Origin of the sequence: Streptomyces sp. NPDC088261, assembly GCF_044740805.1 — a bacterium.
Taxonomy (GTDB): Bacteria; Actinomycetota; Actinomycetes; order Streptomycetales; family Streptomycetaceae; genus Streptomyces.
This window is the reverse complement of record NZ_JBIURL010000003.1, coordinates 577,337-597,555: the sequence shown is the minus strand read 5'-3', so window position 1 is coordinate 597,555 and position 20,219 is coordinate 577,337. Positions and strand designations below refer to the sequence as shown.

The window sequence follows — 20,219 nt, the reverse complement described above, 5'->3', positions numbered from 1 at the left end:
GACTTTTGGCACGCTGTTGAGTTCTCAAGGAACGGACGCTTCCTTCGGTCCCGTCTCCGGGGCCCTCCGGGCGCTTCCCTTCGGTATTTCGTGTTTCCAACCTTACCAGATCCATTCGGCTGTTCTTGCCGCTTGAATTCCGGTGTCCTTTGGATGGGCCTTTGTTTCTCTGCCTTTCGGCTGAACCGACTTTATCAGAGTTATCTGAGCCGATTCCCCCACCTGCCGGGGAACGTTCCAGGCTCTTGATTAACCCGGGTTCCCGCTCGGTGGAGACGTAAACGTACTGGAGCGGAGGGCGCCGATGCAAATCGGGCCCCCCGCTCCGGGGTTGAGCCTCGGACGGCCCGTCGGACCGGCCGTCGGACGGGCCGTCAGACCTCGACGACCACCGGAAGGATCATCGGGCGCCGGCGGTAGGTGTCGGAGACCCACTTGCCGACCACGCGGCGCACGAGCTGCTGGAGCTGGTGCGGTTCCGCTACTCCGTCGGCCGCGGACTTGGCGATGGCCTCCTCGACCTTCGCCAGGACGGCGCCGAACGCCGCGTCCTCGATGCCGGAGCCACGGGCGTGGAAGTGGGGTCCGCCGACGACCTTGCCGGTCGTGGAGTCGACCACCACGTACACCGAGATGATCCCCTCCTCGCCGAGGATGCGGCGGTCCTTGAGAGAGGTCTCCGTGACGTCGCCGACCGAGAGGCCGTCCACGTACACGTAACCCGCCTGGACCTTGCCGACGATCCTGGCCTTGCCGTCCACGAGGTCCACGACCACGCCGTCCTCGGCGATGACGATGTGGTCCTTGGGGACCCCCGTCATCGCGCCCAGCTCGGCGTTGGCCCGCAGGTGGCGCCATTCGCCGTGGACCGGCATCAGGTTCTTCGGCTTGCAGATGTTGTAGAAGTACAGCAGCTCGCCCGCCGAGGCGTGTCCGGAGACGTGGACCTTGGCGTTGCCCTTGTGGATGACGTTCGCGCCCCACCTGGTCAGGCCGTTGATCACGCGGTAGACCGCGTTCTCGTTGCCCGGGATCAGGGACGACGCGAGGATCACCGTGTCACCGCCGACGATCCGGATCTGGTGGTCGCGGTTGGCCATGCGGGACAGCGCGGCCATCGGCTCGCCCTGCGAGCCCGTACAGACGAGCACGATCTGCTCGCCCGGGAGGTCGTCCAGCGTCTTCACGTCCACGACCAGGCCCGCCGGCACCCGCAGATAGCCCAGGTCACGGGCGATGCCCATGTTCCTGACCATCGAGCGGCCGACGAAGGCGACCCTGCGGCCGTGTTCGTGGGCGGCGTCGAGGATCTGCTGGATGCGGTGGACGTGGCTCGCGAAGCTCGCCACGATGATCCGCTTCTGGGCACTGCTGAACACCTGGCGCAGGACGTTGGAGATGTCCCGCTCGGGCGGGACGAATCCCGGGACCTCGGCGTTCGTGGAGTCCGCCAGCAGCAGGTCGATGCCTTCCTCGCCCAGCTTGGCGAAGGTCGGCAGGTCGGTGAGCCTGCGGTCCAGCGGCAGCTGGTCCATCTTGAAGTCGCCGGTGTGGACCACCATGCCCGCGGGGGTGCGGATGGCCACGGCCAGCGCGTCCGGGATGGAGTGGTTCACCGCGACGAATTCGCAGTCGAAGGGGCCGATGCGCTCGCGGTGGCCCTCGGTGACCTCAAGGGTGTACGGGCGGATGCGGTGCTCCTGGAGCTTCGCCTCGATGAGCGCGAGGGTCAGCTTGGAGCCGATCAGGGGGATGTCGGCCTTCAGTCTGAGCAGGAAGGGGACACCCCCGATGTGGTCCTCGTGACCGTGCGTGAGCACGATCCCGTCGATGTCGTCGAGGCGGTCCCGGATGGTGGTGAAGTCCGGCAGGATCAGATCGATGCCGGGCTGCTCCTCCTCCGGGAAGAGGACGCCGCAGTCGACGATGAGCAGGCGGCCGTTGTACTCGAAGACCGTCATGTTGCGGCCGATCTCGCCGAGCCCGCCGAGCGGGGTGACGCGAAGGCCGTTCTTGGGAAGCTTCGGCGGAGCGCCGAGTTCGGGATGCGGATGACTCAAAAGACTCTCCTCACCACGCACGCCACGTGCCGCTGAGGCACGTGGCGCGCATGACATTGGTGCACTTGCTGTTGTCTGTGTGGACCGATTTCTCGGTGTGGTGCCGTGGTGCTCTGTGCTGTCGTGCTGTCCCGCTTGTTCAATTGTGAAGTCGGTGACGGAGTCCGCGGGGAATCCGTGCGGTGTCCCGTGTCAGAGCTGTACCCCGCCGGCCGCCAGATCGATCTTGAGCTGGTCCGTTTCGGGGGCCGACAGCTCGACGAGCGGCAGGCGCAGCGGTCCGGCCGGCAGGCCCAGCAGGGCGAGCGCGGCCTTGGTGGTGATGACGCCCTGGGTGCGGAACATGCCCGTGAAGACCGGGAGCAGCTTCTGGTGGATCTCGGTGGCCTTCTGGACGTCGCCCGTGAGGTGGGCGTCGAGCAGCTGGCGCAGCTCGGGGGTGGCGACGTGGCCGACGACGGAGACGAAGCCGATCGCGCCGACGGCGAGGAGGGGCAGGTTCAGCATGTCGTCGCCGGAGTACCAGGCGAGGCCGGACCGGGCGATGGCCCAGCTGGCGCGGCCGAGGTCGCCCTTGGCGTCCTTGTTGGCGACGATACGCGGGTGCTGGGCGAGACGGACAATCGTCTCGGTGTCGATGGGGACGCCGCTGCGTCCGGGGATGTCGTACAGCATGACCGGCAGGCCGGTGGAGTCGGCGATCGCGGTGAAGTGCCGGTGGAGGCCTTCCTGCGGCGGCTTGCTGTAGTACGGGGTGACGGCGAGGAGGCCGTGCGCGCCGGCGCGCTCGGCGGCGCGGGACAGCTCCACGCTGTGGCGGGTGTCGTTCGTGCCGATGCCCGCGATGATGTGGGCGCGGTCGCCGACGGCGTCCAGGACGGCCCGTACGAGCTGGTCTTTCTCCGCGTCGCTGGTGGTCGGGGACTCGCCGGTGGTCCCGTTGAGGACCAGGCCGTCGTTGCCTGCGTCGACCAGGTGGGCGGCGAGCCGCTGGGCACCGTCGAGGTCGAGCGCGCCGTCCGCCGTGAAGGGCGTGACCATCGCGGTGAGGACCCGCCCGAAGGGGGTCTGCGGAGTGGAGATCGGAGCCATGGGTAACACGCTACTCGCTGCTCAGCTCGCCGTGTCCCCTTGGGGGACGGGACAAGAGGAGCCCGGCACTGCCTGCTCGGGGGTTCAAGCAGTGCCGGGTCCGTTTGATCAGCCTAGATGAACTTCTCGAAACCCCGCAATACGGACACTTCACCCCGCCGACCGTACATCTGTGCCCCGGACGGGCCACGGAACGGGCTCCGCACCGCAGGATGGTTCTAAGGGGCGACTCGGCCATTGGCGTTGAAGGCCGCGTGCGTGAGGGGCATGAGCGCCGCCCAGTGCGCCTCCATCCGCTCGCCCACCATCTCGATCTCGCGCTGCGGGAAGGACGGCGTCCTCGCCTGTTCGTGCTGGGTGCGCAGGCCGAGGAAGTGCATCAGCGAGCGCGCGTTGCACGTCGCGTACATCGACGAGAACAGGCCGACCGGCAGCACCGCCCGCGCCACCTCGCGCGCGACGCCCGCCGCGAGCATTTCCTGGTACGCCTCGTAGGCCCGGAGGTACGAGTCCTCCATCACGCGGCCGGTCAGATCCTGCTGCTCCTGGGTGCCGTCCACGAACACGTACTTCCCGGGGCGGCCCTCCTGGACGAGCTTGCGGTCCGCGCCGGGGACGTAGAAGACCGGCTGGAGCTCCCGGTACCTGCCCGATTCCTCGTTGTACGACCAGCCGACCCGGTGGCGCATGAACTCGCGGAAGACGAAGATCGGGGCGCTGACGAAGAACGTCATGGAGTTGTGCTCGAAGGGGCTGCCGTGGCGGTCCCGCATCAGGTAGTTGATGAGTCCCTTCGAGCGCTCGGGGTCCTTCGAGAGCTCTTCCAGGGACTGCTCACCTGCGGTGGAGACGCGCGCGGCCCACAGCACGTCGGAGTCGCCGGCGGTGTGCTTCACCAACTCGACGGTGACGTCGCTGCGGAAGCTCGGCTTGGTCTCTGCGGGGGTGTCGCTCACCGGCGGGGGTCCTTCCAGTTACGTCGCTCGGGCGGCGCCCACTCTACGGCGCGGCACTGACAGCACCCTCCGCGACAGGACACGGGAGCACGACCGTCCGGACCGGCGTCCGCCGGACTGCCCGCGCCGGTAAGGGATCAGACGGCTACTCATACGGATGTCACGGCGACGGTCCGCAGCCGTTCGGGCCCCGTTGACGCGCCCTGCCCCCCTGGGGTGGTCCGGCCGGGGACCTGGTCGATAGCCTCACCGGGCACAGCAATCGAGCGTGCTTGTGAGTGAGGATCAGTCGTGCCCCTGCCCTTCCTGACGGCCGACCGGGCTTTTGACGCGACCACGGACGATGTCGCGTTGCCGTTCGACGATCATGATCAATGGCGGCGTCCCTACCGCCCCGGCCCCTGGCGGGTGGCGGCGGCGGCGCTGCTCCTGCTGCTGTCCTCGTTCGTCCTGCTCGCGGGGACGGTCACCGCGGCCGCGGGCAGCGCCTCGGGCGCCTATCTCTGCCTCGCCCTCGCCGGCCTCGGCATCGCGGTCGCCCTGCGGCTGCTGCGGGTGGGCGCCTGGGTGAGCCGGCACGGCGTCCGCCGTGTCCTGCTGCTCAGGACGAAGACCGTGGCCTGGGACCAGGTCACCGAGGTCCGTACCGTCCAGCAGCCCGTACGGTGGCTCGGCCTGCCGCGCACCGTGCAGGGCCAGGCGCTCTCCGTCGTCCTGCGGCAGGGAACGCAGCTGCCGCTGCTGACGGACCACAACGCGGACTTCCTGTCGCGTACGGAGGCGTTCGACCGGGCCGCCGACACCGTCGAGGCCTGGGGGGACGAGTACCGCCGTCCCTGACGGCTCCCCGAGCGGTATCCACGGCCCTGAGCGGGGTCCGGCCATCCGGCCGGGCCCCGCTCAGGTGTGTACGGGCTGCTTCCCGCCGCTCAGGCGCGTACGGGCTTGTTGTCGTGGAGCGCGATCGCGCGCTGCATCGCCTTGCGGGCCCGGGGCGTGTCGCGGGCGTCGTGGTAGGCGACCGCGAGCCGGAACCAGCAGCGCCAGTCGCCCGGCGAGTCCTCCGTCTCCGCGCGGCGCCTGGCGAAGACGGCGTCGGCGGAGTCGCGGTCGATGCGACCGCTCGCCGTACGGGTCAACTCGTCCACCGGCAGGCCGCCTTCGGCGTCCAGCTCCTCGGCGAGGCGGTTGGCGCGGCTGACGAACTGGGTGTTCTTCCAGAGGAACCACAGGCCGATGACCGGCAGGATCAGCACGGCGATACCGAAGGCGACGGTGAGCGCGGTGCCTTGTTCGATGAGCAGCACGCCACGGCTGCCGACCAGGACGAAGTAGACGACCAGCACGGCGGCCGTGACGCAGTAGGTGATCTTCGCGCGCATGGGTGCGGTCTCGTCAGCTCAGGTCGAGGAAGTGTTCCAGGCCGTAGGTGAGGCCCGGGGTGGACACCACCCGCCGCACGCCGAGCAGGATGCCCGGCATGAAGCTGCTGTGGTGCAGGGAGTCGTGGCGGACGGTGAGCGTCTCGCCCTCGCCGCCGAAGATCACTTCCTGGTGGGCGAGGAGCCCCAGGAGGCGTACGGAGTGCACGCGCACGCCGTCGACATCCGCTCCCCGCGCGCCCTTCAGTCCGGTGACCGTCGCGTCGGGCTGGGGAGGCAGCTGCGCCTCCTCGCGGGCCGCGGCGATCAGCTGGGCGGTGCGGCCCGCCGTACCGGAGGGGGCGTCGGCCTTGTTCGGGTGGTGCAGCTCGATGACCTCGACGGACTCGAAGTAACGGGCCGCCGACCGGGAGAACTTCATCGTGAGGACGGCCCCGATGGAGAAGTTCGGCGCGACGAGCACCCCGGTCTCGGGCGAGGCCTCCAGCCAGGAGGTCAGCCGCCCCAGGCGCTCGTCGTCCCATCCCGTGGTGCCGACGACGGCGTGGATGCCGTGGCCCACGCAGAACTCGAGATTGCCCATGACCGCGTCGGGGTGGGTCAGGTCGACCGCGACCTGCGTCCCGCTCGCCGTCAGGGTCTCCAGCGTGTCGTGCTGGTCGAGGGCGGCGACCAGTTCCAGGTCCTGGGCGGCCTCGACGGCCCGTGCGGCCTCGGAGCCGATACGGCCCTTGGCTCCGAGGACCGCCACGCGCAGCTTGTTCATCGCTCTGCTTTCCTTACCGCGGTCAGGAGACCGCTTCGTCAAGACGGGCCGCCTGCTTGTCCTTGAGCGGTCCGATGACGGACAGCGAGGGGCGGTGTCCCAGTACATCGCGGGCGACCGCGCGTACCTCGTCCGGGGTGACGGCCGCGATCCGCGCCAGCATGTCGTCCACGGACATCTGGCTGCCCCAGCACAGTTCGCTCTTGCCGATACGGTTCATCAGCGCGCCCGTGTCCTCCAGGCCGAGGACGGTGGAGCCGGAGAGCTGGCCGACCGCGCGCCCGATCTCGTCGTCGCTGAGGCCTTCGGTGGCGGCCTTGTCCAGTTCGTCCCGGCAGATCCTGAGGACGTCGTGGACCTGGTTGGGGCGGCAGCCCGCGTACACGCCGAAGAGTCCGCAGTCGGCGAAGCCCGAGGTGTACGAGTAGACGCTGTAGGCGAGGCCGCGCTTCTCCCGTACCTCCTGGAAGAGCCGCGAACTCATGCCGCCGCCGAGTGCGGTGTTGAGGACCCCGAGGGCCCAGCGCCGCTCGTCCGTGCGGGCGAGTCCCGGCATGCCGAGGACGACGTGCGCCTGTTCCGTCTTGCGGTTCAGGACGTCGACCCGGCCCGCGGTGCGCAGGGCGCGGGTGCCCTCGCGGGGGGCGAGGGGGACCGCGTCCGTACGGGACAGGGCGCCGGCCCGGTCGAACGCCTTGCGGACCTGCCGTACGACCGTGGCGTGGTCGATGTTGCCCGCGGCGGCCACGACCAGGTGCGTGGGGTCGTAGTGCTTCTTGTAGAAGCGGGCGATGCGGTCGCGGTCCAGGGCCTTGACGGTCTCGACGGTGCCGAGGACCGGACGGCCGAGGGGGGTGTCGCCGAGCATGGTCTGCGCGAACAGGTCGTGCACCACGTCACCGGGGTCGTCCTCGGTCATGGCGATCTCTTCGAGGATGACCCCCCGTTCGGCCTCGACGTCGGCGGCCTCGATGAGGGAGCCGGTGAGCATGTCGCACACGACGTCGATGGCGAGCGGCAGGTCGGTGTCGAGGACACGCGCGTAGTAGCAGGTGTACTCCTTCGCCGTGAAGGCGTTCATCTCACCGCCGACCGCGTCGATCGCGGACGAGATGTCGAGGGCGCTGCGCCGGTTCGTGCCCTTGAACAGGAGGTGTTCCAGGTAGTGGGTGGCCCCGTTGAGCGTGGGCGTCTCGTCCCGGGAGCCGACCTGGACCCAGATGCCGAAGGTGGCGGAGCGCACCGACGGCAGGGATTCGGTGACGACGCGCAGGCCGCCGGGCAGGGTCGTACGGCGGACCGTGCCGATGCCGTTCTCGCCCTTGAGGAGCGTTTGGGTACGGGCAACGGCCCGCGCCTCCGAAGAGGTGCGGGCCGTTGCCCTGGAGCCGGTGGTCACGAGGTCGCTTCGTCCTTCGCGTCTTCGGTGGCCGTACCGTCGGCGGACTCCTCGTCCTCCATCACGGGGATGAGGGAGAGCTTGCCGCGCTGGTCGATCTCGGCGATCTCGACCTGGACCTTCTGGCCCACCCCGAGGACGTCCTCGACGTTCTCGACGCGCTTGCCGCCGGCGAGCTTGCGGATCTGCGAGATGTGCAGCAGTCCGTCCTTGCCGGGGAGCAGGGAGACGAAGGCACCGAAGGTGGTGGTCTTGACGACCGTACCCAGGTAGCGCTCGCCGACCTCCGGCATCGTCGGGTTGGCGATCTGGTTGATCGTGGCGCGGGCGGCCTCGGCGGCGGGGCCGTCGGCGGCACCGATGTAGATGGTGCCGTCGTCCTCGATCGTGATGTCGGCGCCGGTGTCCTCCTGGATCTGGTTGATCATCTTGCCCTTGGGGCCGATGACCTCACCGATCTTGTCCACCGGGATCTTGACGGTGATGATCCGGGGGGCGTTGGGGGACATCTCGTCCGGGACGTCGATGGCCTCGTTCATCACGTCGAGGATGTGGAGGCGGGCGTCGCGGGCCTGCTTCAGCGCGGCGGCCAGGACCGAGGCGGGGATGCCGTCGAGCTTGGTGTCGAGCTGGAGCGCGGTGACGAACGTCTTCGTACCGGCGACCTTGAAGTCCATGTCGCCGAAGGCGTCCTCCGCACCGAGGATGTCGGTGAGGGTGACGTAGTGGGTCTCGCCGTCGATCTCCTGCGAGATGAGGCCCATGGCGATGCCGGCGACGGGGGCCTTGAGGGGCACACCGGCGTTCAGCAGGGACATGGTGGAGGCGCAGACCGAGCCCATGGACGTCGAGCCGTTGGAGCTCAGCGCCTCGGAGACCTGGCGGATCGCGTACGGGAACTCCTCGCGCGTCGGCAGCACCGGCACGAGCGCGCGCTCGGCCAGGGCGCCGTGACCGATCTCGCGGCGCTTCGGCGAACCGACGCGGCCCGTCTCACCGGTGGAGTACGGCGGGAAGTTGTAGTTGTGCATGTAGCGCTTGCGGGTCACCGGGGAGAGGGTGTCCAGCTGCTGCTCCATGCGGAGCATGTTGAGGGTGGTGACACCCAGGATCTGGGTCTCGCCCCGCTCGAACAGCGCGGAACCGTGCACGCGCGGGATGGCCTCGACCTCGGCGGCGAGCGTACGGATGTCCGTGACGCCGCGGCCGTCGATGCGGACCTTGTCCTTGATGACGCGCTCACGGACCAGGGTCTTGGTGAGCGAGCGGTACGCGGCGGAGATCTCCTTCTCGCGGCCCTCGAACTGCGGGAGCAGCTTCTCGCCGGCGAGGCCCTTGACGCGGTCCAGCTCGGCCTCGCGCTCCTGCTTGCCGGCGATGGTGAGCGCCTCGGCCAGCTCGCCGCGGACGGCGGAGGTGAGCGCCTCCAGGACGTCGTCCTCGTAGTCGAGGAAGATCGGGAACTCGCCGGTGGGCTTGGCGGCCTTGGCGGCGAGGTCCGACTGCGCCTTGCAGAGCGCCTTGATGAAGGGCTTCGCGGCTTCCAGGCCGGCGGCGACGATCTCCTCGGTGGGAGCCTCGGCGCCGTCCTTGACCAGCTGGATCGTACGGTCGGTGGCCTCGGCCTCGACCATCATGATCGCGACGTCGCCGTCCTCCAGGACGCGGCCCGCGACGACCATGTCGAAGACGGCGTCCTCGAGCTCGGTGTGCGTCGGGAACGCGACCCACTGGCCCTTGATCAGGGCGACGCGGGTGCCGCCGACGGGGCCGGAGAAGGGCAGGCCCGCGAGGATCGTGGAGCAGGAGGCGGCGTTGATCGCGACCACGTCGTACAGGTGGTCGGGGTTGAGCGCCATGATCGTCTCGACGACCTGGATCTCGTTGCGCAGGCCCTTCTTGAAGGACGGGCGCAGCGGGCGGTCGATGAGGCGGCAGGTGAGGATCGCGTCCTCGGAGGGCCGGCCCTCGCGGCGGAAGAACGAGCCGGGGATCTTGCCGGCCGCGTACTGGCGCTCCTCGACGTCCACCGTGAGGGGGAAGAAGTCGAGCTGGTCCTTGGGCTTCTTGGAGGCGGTCGTGGCCGACAGCACCATGGTGTCGTCGTCCAGGTAGGCCACGGCGGAGCCGGCGGCCTGACGGGCCAGGCGGCCCGTCTCGAAGCGGATGGTGCGGGTGCCGAAGGTTCCGTTGTCGATCACGGCTTCGGCGTAGTGGGTCTCGTTCTCCACTAGTGTTCTCTCCTCGTCTTCGTCCGGTGCCCGTGTGGCAGGGGACGTGGCGGAGAAGCGCTCCTTGGTGCGGGCCGGTCTTCGATCGAAGCACCCGGGGCCGCGGCGTGGGCCGCGCGCCGTTCCGGGCGCCACTACCGAGGACCGGCGGCGGCGGAGTTCGCTTCTCCTCTTCAGTTGGTGCTCTTCGGTGGTGCTCTTCTTCTGTGGTGCTCTTCTGTTGTGCTCTTCTTGGTGCTCCCGCACCAGATTACGTGGTGCGGGTCGTCATACGGCGAAGGGAGCGGTCCCCGGGATGGGGGAACCGCTCCCTGTCACGGCGTCGGGACTACTTGGCACCGCCGGCGGCACCGCGGCGGATGCCCAGGCGCTCCACCAGCACACGGAAGCGCTGGATGTCCTTCTTGGCCAGGTACTGAAGGAGGCGGCGGCGCTGGCCGACCAGGATCAGCAGACCACGGCGGGAGTGGTGGTCGTGCTTGTGCACCTTGAGGTGCTCGGTCAGGTCCGAGATCCGGCGCGACAGCATGGCGACCTGGACCTCGGGGGAGCCGGTGTCGCCTTCCTTCTGGCCGAACTCGGTCATGATCGTCTTCTTTGTAGCGGCGTCGAGCGGCACGCGTACTCCTCGTGGGTCTTCGTGGCCTTCGAGTGCCCCAGGTCGAATACTCTGGGGAGCTTCCGTGACTCGGGAGGCTGGGGATCCGCCGTGTGCCGACCGGGGAGCCCTTGGATCGGTGAGGATCTGTCGGGGCACCGGGGTCACGTACACAGACGGCCGTCGCCCAGAGTACCAGCCGGTTCACGCACTTCTCACCCGGGTACGGCACCGAGGGCGGACGGTCCGCGTCAGCGTCAGGACGTCATGGCCCGGATCGAGTGGTAGACGTCGAAGACGGCGAGGCACAGCGGTACGAGCGTCAGCAGCACGCAGGATTCCGCGATCTCCAGGAAGCGGCCCCAGAACGGGGTGACGCCCTTGCGCGGCACGATCAGCCCGACGGCCGTGATCAGCGCGGCGACGGCGGCGACCGCGGTGGTGAGCCAGACGGTACGGATGTCCAGGGCGCGGCCGTCACCGGTGAGGGCCTCGCGCATCAGGCCGGCGGGCGGGTTGAGGCACAGGCCGAGCACGAGGAGCACCAGGGCGCCGAGGCCCGCGGCCAGGGCGCAGCCGACCTGGGCGGTGTAGCGGAAGAGGTGGGCGCGCATGAGCATGGCGACGCCGGTGGCGAGGGCGAGGAGCTGCCCCCACACGTCGTCGGAGAAGCCGAGCACCGCGGCGGCGGCGACGGCCACCAGCGCGCAGCCCCCGACCAGGCCGACGAGCAGTTCGTGGCCGCGCCGGGCCTGGGCGGCGATCCGTGCGGCGTCGACGGTGCTCTGGGGCTCGGGGTCGGTGCCGTACCCGCCGACGCCGGTACGGGGCGGTTCGAAGCCGATCGGGAGCCGGGCGAAGCGGGTGGAGAGGCCGGGCAGGAAGGCGAGGGCGCCGACGGCGAGCGGGGCGCAGAGCGCGGCGGTCTCGGCGGGTTCCAGGTGGCGGGTGATCGCGACGAAGGTGAGCACCAGGCCGGTGGCGGCGGCGAGGACGAAGGCGACGAAGGGGCCGTCGCCGCCGGGGGAGACGATCACCAGGATCACGGAGGCGACCAGGACGGCGGCGCAGGCGAGCAGGAACTGGAGCCGGCCGATGCCCTGTCCCGCGTCGAGGGGCAGCAGTCCCGATCCGCCGACCGCCGTGTTCGCCAGACAGCCGATGCCGAGGGCGACGGAGGAGGCGCGGTCGTCGTACACCCGGGCCCGTACGGCGGAGAGGGCGAGCAGCAGGACACCGGTGACGCCGGCGAGGACGCCGGGCAGGCCGTGCATGTCGTGCCGGGGGTCGGCCGTCCAGAGGACGAAGCCGAGGAGGACGAGGAGGACCGAGCCGCCGAGGAGTCCGGCGGCGCGCATCAGCCGGTCGGTCCACAGGGCGCGGTCGCGGGCGACGGCGGAGGCGACGGCGTCGGACACGTCGTCGAAGACGGCGGGCGGCAGGGACTCGGCGAAGGGGCGCAGGGAGAGCAGTTCGCCGTCGAGGATGCGCTGGGCGGCCAGGGACAGGGCGCTGTCCAGTACGGTGCCGTCGCGGCGCACCAGGTGGTAGCCGACGGGGGCGCCGTCGGCGGGGCTCTGGCCGGAGAGCCGGAGGATCTCCGGGTAGAGGTCGGCGACCGCGATGTCCTCGGGCAGGGCCACGTCGACGCGGCTGTCGGGGGCGACGACCGTGACCCGGCAGAAGCCGGTTCCGCCGCCGGACGGGGCCGGGGAGCTGGGCCTGCCGGTTCCGGTGGCCGTCGCTGGGGCCGTGATACTCACCTGCTGCTTCCCCTCGTGGTTCTGGTCGTGCCCGCCGTGGAGATGTGGTGTGTGGTGTGGAGACACCGGTCCCGGAGGCCTCGTGGCCGCGCCCCGAATGCCCCTCTTCTTGCGGTAGTTCACGAGTTGGCGAGGGGTGTGAACGCGTCGGGTCACACTACCGCCACCCCCTGGGGCCGGGCGCAAGTAGGATCCCTGCCGCGGATGGAACCCGTCGCCACGGGGGCGCCGACAGAAACATTCCGTCCGGCGAGGGAATGGGTGAGCTGTGAGTCAGATCGTCGTCAAGCGCCCGCCGCGGGTCCTGCCGTCCGAGGTGCCCGGCGAACAGGTGCAGCTCCAGCCTCCTCCCGAACTGCCGCGCGGGCAGCAGGAGGGCGCGCTGATGCAGCTGCTCCCGATGCTGGGGATGGGCGGTTCCGTCGTCTTCTTCTTCATGACCCCGAACCCGATCATGCGGATCATGGGCATGGTGATGATCGCCTCGACGGTGGCCATGGCGATCGCGATGCTGGTGCGCTACCGGCGCGGCACCCAGGGCCAACTCGCCGACCTGCGGCGCGACTACCTCAAGTACCTGACGCAGACGCGGCGTTCGGTGCTGCGGACGGCGCGTCTCCAGCGCGACGCGCAGTACTACCTGCACCCGTCCCCCGAGCAGTTGTGGGCGCTGGTCGCCGAGGGCAGCCGGGTGTGGGAACGGCGGGTCGGTGACCACGACTTCGGGCAGGTACGGATCGGTCTGGGCAGCCAGGAGCTGGCGACGCCGCTGATCGCGCCGGAGACCGCGCCGGTCGACGAGCTGGAGCCGCTGACGGCCGGCGCCATGCGTCAATTCCTCATGGCGCACGGCACGTTGGACGGTCTGCCGATGGCCGTCTCGCTGCGTGCCTTCTATCACGTGACGGTCGGCGGCGAGGCCGGGTCGGTGCGCTCCACGGCCCGCGCGATGGTCGCCTCGCTCGCCTCCCTCCACTCCCCCGACGACCTGGTGATCGCGTTCGCCACCGGGCGTGAGGAGACCGCCGCCTGGGAGTGGGCGAAGTGGCTGCCGCACGTCCAGTCCGCCGGCACCACGGACGGGGCGGGCAGCCGCCGCCTCATCACGACGGACCCGTGGGAGCTGGAGGCGCTTCTGGCCGGGCACCTGGAAGGCCGCCCCCGTTTCCAGCCCGGCGGGCAGCCCCTGCTGGACCAGCCGCACGTGGTGGTCGTCCTGGACGGCAGGACCGTACCGCCGGCCTCGGCGCTCGCGGCGGCCGAGGGGCTCCAGGGGGTGACGGTGATCGAGGTCGTGCCCGGCGAGGTCACCGGCGCGCGCGGCAGCCTCTCCGTCGTCGTCCGCCCGGACGCGCTCCAACTGGAGGTGGGGAACGGCCTGGTGTACGACGGGGAGCCCGACCTGCTCAGTGTGGCGGCGGCCGAGGCGCTGGCCCGGCAGCTCGCCCCGCTGCGGGTGGCGTCGGGCGGCGACGACGACGAACCGCTGCTGGCCAACCTGGACTTCACCGATCTGCTGAACCTGGGCGACGCGGCGTCCGTGGACGTCACCCGGACGTGGCGGCCCCGCTCGCAGGCGGAGCGGCTGCGGGTGCCGATCGGGGTCGGCGAGGACGGCAGCCCGGTGATGCTGGACCTGAAGGAGGCCGCGCAGGAGGGCATGGGTCCGCACGGTCTGTGTGTCGGCGCGACCGGTTCCGGCAAGTCCGAGCTGCTCCGTACCCTCGTGCTGGGTCTCGCCGTCACACACTCCTCGGAGACCCTCAACTTCGTCCTGGCGGACTTCAAGGGCGGCGCCACCTTCGCGGGCATGTCGCAGATGCCGCACGTGGCCGCAGTGATCACCAACCTGGCGGACGACCTGACGCTGGTGGACCGCATGGGCGACTCCATCCGCGGTGAGCTGAACCGCCGTCAGGAGATGTTGCGCGACGCGGGGAACTACGCCAACATCCACGACTACGAGAAGGCGCGCGCGGCGGGCGCGCCGCTGCGGCCGATCCCGTCGCTCGTCCTGGTGATCGACGAGTTCAGCGAACTCCTCACCGCCATGCCGGACTTCATCGAGATGTTCGTGCAGATCGGCCGCATCGGGCGGTCGCTGGGCGTCCATCTGCTGCTGGCCTCCCAGCGGTTGGAGGAGGGGCGGCTGCGCGGCCTGGAGACGTACCTCTCGTACCGCGTCGGTCTGCGGACCTTCTCCGCCGCCGAGTCGCGGGCGGCGCTGGGGGTGCCGGACGCCTACCAGCTGCCCAACGTGCCGGGTTCGGGGTATCTGAAGTTCGGCACGGACGAAATGGTGCGGTTCAAGGCCGCGTACGTCTCCGGGGTGTACCGCACGGGCGCGCAGCGGGCGGCGGTGCCGGGCGGGCCGCTGCCGGTGGACCGCAGGCCGGTGGCGTTCACGGCGGCGCCCGTACCGGTGCGGTACGTGGAACCGGCGCCGGGTCCGGCCGTGCCGGAGGCGCGGGCGGCGGAGGACGACGCCCTCGCCGACTCCGTACTCGACGTGATCGTGCGGCGGTTGGAGGGGCGCGGCGCGGAGGCGCACCAGGTGTGGCTGCCGCCGCTGGACAACCCGCCGTCGCTGGACGAGGTGCTTCCCGGGCTCGCGGACGTGCCGGGGCGGGGGCTGGCGCAGCCCGGGTACGAGGGGGCGGGGCGGCTCGTCGTACCCCTCGGGGTGGTCGACAAGCCGTTCGAGCAGCGGCGTGACACGCTCTTCCGGGACTTCTCGGGGGCGGCGGGACACATGCAGATCGTGGGCGGCCCGCAGTCCGGCAAGTCCACCCTGCTGCGGACCCTGATCGCGGCGTTCGCGCTGACGCACACCCCGCGCGAAGTCCAGTTCTACGGGCTGGACTTCGGCGGCGGCGGGCTGTCGTCGGTGGCGGGCCTGCCGCATGTCGGCGGGGTGGCCTCCCGGCTCGATCCCGAGCGGGTGCGGCGTACGGTCGCCGAGGTGTACGGCATCCTGACGCGGCGCGAGGAGTACTTCCGGGCCGCCGGGATCGACTCGATCGCGACGTTCCGGCGGATGCGGGCGCGGGGTGACATCTCGCCGGCGGAGCAGCCGTGGGGCGACGTGTTCCTGGTGATCGACGGCTGGGGCGGCTTCCGTTCCGACTACGAGGGTCTGGAGCAGGCGGTCCTGGAGATGGCGGCGCGGGGCCTCGGGTACGGCATCCACGTCGTCCTGACCGCGTCCCGCTCGATGGAGGTCCGCGCCAACCTCAAGGACCACCTGATGAACCGGCTGGAGCTGCGGCTCGGCGACACGATGGACTCGGAGCTGGACCGCAAGTCGGCGGTCAACGTGCCGGCGGGGGTGCCGGGGCGCGGTCTGACCCCGGAGAAGCTGCACTTCATGGCGGCGGTGCCGAGGATCGACGGCATCAACTCGGACAGCGACCTGTCGGAGGCGACGGCGGCGATGGCCCAGGAGGTCGCCCGGCACTGGACCGAGCCGGGGGCGCCCTCCGTACGACTGCTGCCGCGCGAACTCCCGGCGGCGGAGCTGCCCGGGGGCGCGGAGCGGCCGGACCGCGGGGTCGCCTTCGCGATCGACGAGAACAACCTGGAGCCGGTCTTCGTCAACTTCGAACGCGACCCGTTCTTCCTGGTGTTCGGGGAGAGCGAGTCCGGCAAGTCGAACCTGCTGCGGCTGCTGATCAAGCAGCTGGCGGAGCGGTACGACGGCGACTCCTGCAAGCTCTTCGTCATCGACAACCGGCGCGGGCTGCTGGGTGTCACGCCGTCCAGCCATCTGGCGGAGTACGTACCGATGTCCAACAACATGGAGCACCACGTCGACGCGCTGGTGAACCTGATGCAGCGCCGCACACCGTCCCCGGACGTCACGGCGGAGGAGCTGCGCGAGCGCAGCTGGTGGCGGGGGCCGACGGTGTACGTGGTGGTGGACGACTACGACCTGGTCTCCACGTCGAGCGGCAACCCGCTGGCCAAGCTCGCCGAACTGCTGCCTTTCGCGCGGGACGTGGGGGTGCGCTTCATCATCGCCCGCAGCACGGCGGGCGCGAGCCGGGCGGCGTACGAACCGTTCATGCAGCGCATGCAGGAGCTGGGCGCCCAGGGCGTCGTACTGTCCGGCGACCCGAACGAGGGCGACGTCCTGGCGGGCGTACGCCCCCGCCCGATGCCGGCGGGCCGCGGGGTGTTCGTCTCCCGGCGGCGGGGGAATCCCCTGGTGCAGACGGGGCTGGTGGCGGAGGGGCCTTCGTCGTGATCGGGCAGCCGTGGCAGCGGTCCGGACAGGCCGGGGCGTGCGGCGCGGAGGGTGGTCGCGCTCGCCGGACCGTACCGCGCTGGGTCGGGGCGGGCGTGGCGGTCCTGTTCGGAGCGGCCGGCTGCTCCGGCGGATCCGGCGACGACACTCCCCCGGGCGTCACGGCGGAGCAGGTCTGTGACGGCGCCCTGGACACGGCGGGGGCGGAGGCGTTGAGGCGCCTGGGCGGCACCGACCGGTTCACCGAACTCACCGGTACGACGGAGGCGGGACAGCCGAACGCGTTCTCCGTCGCGCGGGCGGCGAAGCACCTCCATGACGAGGTGGGCCTGCGGAGCAGGTGCACGGTGTACCGGGCCGGTGACAGGAGCGGCCGGCCGCTGGTCGAGCTGGACTTCAAGGCGGCGAGCCGCTTCCCGGGGCGGGGCACTGTGGAGAAGGGCGCCCGGGATCTGACGTACTACCCTCTGGGGGTCCTGGCCTACACCAAGGAAGCGAACTCCACCTCGTTGTACTTCCGTTGCCCCACCAAGGGCACGGGGACCGCCGCCGCCGGGACCACCGCCGGGACCCCGTACGTGAACGCGGGTCTGTTCAGCACCCCCGCCCGGATCGAGGGCGGCACCAGCGGCGAGGACCGGATGACGGTCCTCAACTCCGTCTCGCGGCGGCTCGCGGACGTGCTGGCGTGCGCGGACGAGGCCGGGCTGCCCGAGCGGGTACCCGTACCCGAGGAGCCCGGCGCGTGAGGATGAGCTGAGAACGGCGGTCGGTCCGAGTGAATGGCGCGCACCGGAGCACCGGGCGCACGGGGGAAGGAGCCCGCCCATGGCGTGGGACGAGTGGGAACAGCTGAAGTCCGCGGCGGCGGAGAGCAGGTCGACGGGGATGCGGCTGAATCAGCTTCCGGCCGACCTGGGCGGGGGCGGCGGAACCGCCGGCGACGCCCAGGGTGATCTCAAGGTCACCCAGTCCGATCTCGCGGCGATCGGGGACAAGGCGTTCAAGCTGTACAACCGGCTGTGGAAGGAAGCGCGGGTCGCCGTGCCGAGCAGCGACAAGGCCGCAGGTGATCTGACGACGCAGGGGTTCGCCCTGGGCGGGGCGCTCCAGCACGTCTCGGTCCGCTGGGAGGCCCAGCTCAAGTCGCTGATGGACGCGTGTGCCCACATCTCGAACCACATGGACTACACGAAGAACGCGCACGCCGGTGACGAGCACTTCATCCAGGGGCAGTTGAGCAGTATCGCCACGCTCGACCAGGGCTTCGACGAGGCGTACGGCGAACCGGGCAAGAAGAACAAGGGGGACGACTGATGAACCTGGAGGACCTGCGCTTCGCCCGCTTCAAGCCGCTCGACGACGCGATCGCCGACTGGGCGACGATGGTGCGCAACCTCGTGGATCTGGAGGCGGAGGCGAACAACGGGCTCAGGGGGCAGGCGAACAAGGCCAACTGGACCGGCGTCAACGCGACCGTCTCGCGGAAGTTCATCGGCAGGACCGCCGGGGAGTTCAAGGACGCCCACACCCAGGCGACCTCGATCAAGAACATTCTGAGCGATACGCGGGACGAACTGAAGGAGCATCAGCGGGCGCTGGAGGCGGCCCTCGACCGCGCGCTGAAGAAGAACCTCACCGTGACCTCGACCGCGGGCGGAGGTTTCACGGTCACGATGAACATCCACCCCGACCGGGCCGCGAAGGGGACGACCGTCCCCGAGCACAGCGAGAGTGACGTCACCCTCTTCCGGGACGAGATCCAGGGCATCCTCGACCGGGCGACGCAGAGCGACACCTCGGCCGCCACGGTGCTCAGAGCGCTCGCCGACCAGAGCACGTACGGCTTCTCGGGAGCCGCGTACCAGGACCGGGACTCCGCGGACGGCGCGCTCAGGGAGGCGGACCGGCTGGCGCGGCTGGCGCAGCAGAAGCCGGGGGACCTCAGCGTCAAGGAGTTCGACGAACTCAACGCCGGGCTCAAGAAGTACGCGGGCGACGAACTCTTCGCGGAGCGCTTCGCCGCGCGGCTGGGCGCCAAGGGCACGCTGGAGTTCTGGGCCGGCATCAACGACCCGCACGACGGCGCCCGGCTGGGCCATGAACGGGTGGGGCAGTACGGCGAGTTGCAGAAGAACCTCAGCCTGACGCTCGCCACGGCCACCCAGAGCGACAGCCAGGGCATGACGGACTGGAAGCGGGACATGACGGGCCTCGGCAGCCAGCCGGTGGGCAGGCCTGGCGGTCCCATGGGGTTCCAGGTCATGAGCAACCTGATGCGGTGGGGCGACTTCGACGATGGGTTCCTCAAGAGCTACGGCAGTGAGCTGATCAAGACCGAGAAGAAGATGACCGACAACGGCGGTCACGCGCCGCTGGCCTGGCAGCGCATGGGGATGGACCCGTTCCTGAACCGCACCGGCACCGACTCCGGCTCGGACCCGATGACGGGCTTCATGAAGGCCCTGTCGAACAGCCCGGACGCGGCGACCGACTTCTTCAGCGACCCCTTCGTGACGAAGGACGAGGACCACGACTTCAAGCGTGAGGGCCCGGACGGAAAGGAGGTGAAGGCCGGGCTCAGCAACTTCGACTACCTCTTCGAGGAGCGGGACTGGCCGCAGGAACAGAACAGCGAGGGCGAGGAGAGCAACACGGGCCGCAACGCGATGGCCCTGGCCCTGGAGGCCGCCACCACCGGCCACCCGGCCGGCGAACTACCGGGCCCGGACACCCCGGCCCACAACGCGCGGCAGGCGGCGCTGATGGAGAGCCTGGTGTCGTCCATCGCGGACGACCCGGAGCGCCTGACGAAGCACGGTTACATGTCGGACAGCGTCGGGCAGATCGCGGCGGAGTACTTGCCGGACATCACGCTGGCCATGACGGACGATACTTATGGAAACTCGAAGCAGCTCTTCCCCATCGCGGGCACGCAGGCAGAGCTGAGCCATTCGGATGTCACGCGCTTCCTGGTCGGCGTGGGGCAGAACCCCGAGGGATTCGCGAATGTGGAGGTCGGCCAGAAGGCATACATGGCCAATCTCATCGATTACCACATGAACCCTGATCTGCCGGCAGAACTGCGCTATCCCCACTCGCCCGAAGACACCATCAAGGAGATTGCGAACAAGTCGGGTGAGATCGGCGGAACCCTCTCCATCGGCCGCCAAGAGGCCGTGCTGGGTCCGGCGAGCCAAGCGGACGGCGATTTCGAGGACGCCGTGGCCCAGAAGAAGAACACCTGGTCCGGCGCTATTGGAACAGGCGTCGGCGTAGGGGTGAGCTTCGTGGCGACCCCGGTGGGAGGCGCGATCGCGAGCGGCGTGGCCGGCACAGTGAGCAGCGTCGTCCTTGAGCACATTTTCCAGCAGGCCGAACCGGAAGCCCTGAAAAACGCGGGGCGGGACGCGGCGCAGATCTGGGAGGACAGCAAGGACGGGAATGTCGCCCTCAGCCAAATGGCCGCCATCACCGCCGCGGATGCCCACCATGTTCCGTATGCCGAAAGGGTGGCCGAATGGGCACGGATCGGAACGGAGGCCGGGTTCGGCGCCGCATCGGTCAACGTCGGGCAGATGGCCGACGATCTGGAAACCGAGATTCAACCGGGATGACAGCCTCCTCGCCCAAGATCACACACCCCCCATACCGTGAGGTCATCTTGAGAACTTCCGGAGAACAAAAGCCGTACGTCGGTCGAGCGGCGGCCTCTGTGGTCGGAAT

General features: G+C 70.0%; 14 protein-coding genes. 5 read left to right on the top strand and 9 right to left on the bottom strand.

What is annotated here, in order from left to right; translation table 11 throughout:
- Positions 1 to 374 precede the first annotated feature (374 nt).
- The 3 genes from ACIODU_RS09790 to thyX form a co-directional block, all read right to left on the bottom strand.
- Positions 375 to 2,060, bottom strand: a complete 1,686-nt coding sequence (locus tag ACIODU_RS09790; protein WP_161312983.1) for a ribonuclease J — start codon at positions 2,058 to 2,060, stop codon at positions 375 to 377.
- Positions 2,061 to 2,252: 192 nt separating this feature from the next.
- On the bottom strand, positions 2,253 to 3,152 hold the full coding sequence (gene dapA, locus ACIODU_RS09785; RefSeq protein WP_161312982.1) for a 4-hydroxy-tetrahydrodipicolinate synthase: 900 nt from the start codon (positions 3,150 to 3,152) through the stop codon (positions 2,253 to 2,255).
- Between the two features lie 218 nt (positions 3,153 to 3,370).
- Complete coding sequence (thyX, locus tag ACIODU_RS09780) at positions 3,371 to 4,108, bottom strand: FAD-dependent thymidylate synthase (RefSeq protein WP_401765852.1); 738 nt, start codon at positions 4,106 to 4,108, stop codon at positions 3,371 to 3,373.
- Positions 4,109 to 4,399: 291 nt separating this feature from the next.
- Between thyX and ACIODU_RS09775 the strand changes: the two genes are divergently transcribed.
- Entirely contained in the window at positions 4,400 to 4,948 is a 549-nt protein-coding gene (locus ACIODU_RS09775) for a hypothetical protein (RefSeq protein ID WP_356430021.1), read from the top strand.
- An 89-nt stretch (positions 4,949 to 5,037) separates the two neighbouring features.
- Here the strand turns inward: ACIODU_RS09775 and ACIODU_RS09770 are convergent, their stop codons facing one another.
- The 6 genes from ACIODU_RS09770 to eccD form a co-directional block, all read right to left on the bottom strand.
- The gene (locus tag ACIODU_RS09770) at positions 5,038 to 5,490 is read right to left on the bottom strand and encodes a tetratricopeptide repeat protein (protein ID WP_161312979.1); all 453 of its coding nucleotides are present in this window, start codon (positions 5,488 to 5,490) and stop codon (positions 5,038 to 5,040) included.
- A 13-nt stretch (positions 5,491 to 5,503) separates the two neighbouring features.
- Positions 5,504 to 6,256 carry a 4-hydroxy-tetrahydrodipicolinate reductase gene (gene dapB, locus ACIODU_RS09765; RefSeq protein ID WP_401765847.1) on the bottom strand — a complete coding sequence of 251 codons (753 nt, stop codon included), beginning with the start codon at positions 6,254 to 6,256 and terminating at the stop codon, positions 5,504 to 5,506.
- Positions 6,257 to 6,278: 22 nt separating this feature from the next.
- Positions 6,279 to 7,655 carry a pitrilysin family protein gene (locus ACIODU_RS09760; protein WP_356430027.1) on the bottom strand — a complete coding sequence of 459 codons (1,377 nt, stop codon included), beginning with the start codon at positions 7,653 to 7,655 and terminating at the stop codon, positions 6,279 to 6,281.
- Positions 7,652 to 9,886: a polyribonucleotide nucleotidyltransferase gene (locus ACIODU_RS09755; protein WP_356430030.1), complete on the bottom strand. Its 2,235-nt coding sequence runs from the start codon at positions 9,884 to 9,886 to the stop codon at positions 7,652 to 7,654. The genes ACIODU_RS09760 and ACIODU_RS09755 overlap by 4 nt, the downstream gene beginning before the upstream one ends.
- A 328-nt stretch (positions 9,887 to 10,214) precedes the next feature.
- On the bottom strand, positions 10,215 to 10,505 hold the full coding sequence (rpsO, locus tag ACIODU_RS09750; RefSeq protein WP_161312975.1) for a 30S ribosomal protein S15: 291 nt from the start codon (positions 10,503 to 10,505) through the stop codon (positions 10,215 to 10,217).
- A 236-nt stretch (positions 10,506 to 10,741) separates the two neighbouring features.
- Entirely contained in the window at positions 10,742 to 12,247 is a 1,506-nt protein-coding gene (gene eccD / locus ACIODU_RS09745) for a type VII secretion integral membrane protein EccD (protein WP_401765844.1), read from the bottom strand.
- Between the two features lie 268 nt (positions 12,248 to 12,515).
- Between eccD and eccCa the strand changes: the two genes are divergently transcribed.
- From eccCa to ACIODU_RS09725, 4 genes are all read left to right on the top strand, one after another.
- Positions 12,516 to 16,493, top strand: a complete 3,978-nt coding sequence (gene eccCa / locus ACIODU_RS09740; RefSeq protein ID WP_401765841.1) for a type VII secretion protein EccCa — start codon at positions 12,516 to 12,518, stop codon at positions 16,491 to 16,493.
- On the top strand, positions 16,490 to 17,242 hold the full coding sequence (locus ACIODU_RS09735) for a hypothetical protein (RefSeq protein WP_401765838.1): 753 nt from the start codon (positions 16,490 to 16,492) through the stop codon (positions 17,240 to 17,242). The genes eccCa and ACIODU_RS09735 overlap by 4 nt, the downstream gene beginning before the upstream one ends.
- A 79-nt stretch (positions 17,243 to 17,321) precedes the next feature.
- Entirely contained in the window at positions 17,322 to 17,810 is a 489-nt protein-coding gene (locus ACIODU_RS09730) for a hypothetical protein (RefSeq protein WP_401765836.1), read from the top strand.
- Complete coding sequence (locus ACIODU_RS09725; RefSeq protein WP_401765834.1) at positions 17,810 to 20,110, top strand: hypothetical protein; 2,301 nt, start codon at positions 17,810 to 17,812, stop codon at positions 20,108 to 20,110. Before ACIODU_RS09730 ends, ACIODU_RS09725 begins: the two co-directional genes overlap by 1 nt.
- Positions 20,111 to 20,219: the final 109 nt, after the last annotated feature.

What these genes read in the sequence shown, in the direction of transcription:
- ACIODU_RS09725 (WP_401765834.1), top strand. Translation starts at nt 17,810, where the DNA reads ATGAACCTGGAGGACCTGCGCTTCGCCCGCTTCAAGCCGCTCGACGAC.
- dapB (WP_401765847.1), bottom strand. Translation starts at nt 6,256, where the DNA reads ATGAACAAGCTGCGCGTGGCGGTCCTCGGAGCCAAGGGCCGTATCGGC.
- ACIODU_RS09730 (WP_401765836.1), top strand. Translation starts at nt 17,322, where the DNA reads ATGGCGTGGGACGAGTGGGAACAGCTGAAGTCCGCGGCGGCGGAGAGC.
- dapA (WP_161312982.1), bottom strand. Translation starts at nt 3,152, where the DNA reads ATGGCTCCGATCTCCACTCCGCAGACCCCCTTCGGGCGGGTCCTCACC.
- ACIODU_RS09770 (WP_161312979.1), bottom strand. Translation starts at nt 5,490, where the DNA reads ATGCGCGCGAAGATCACCTACTGCGTCACGGCCGCCGTGCTGGTCGTC.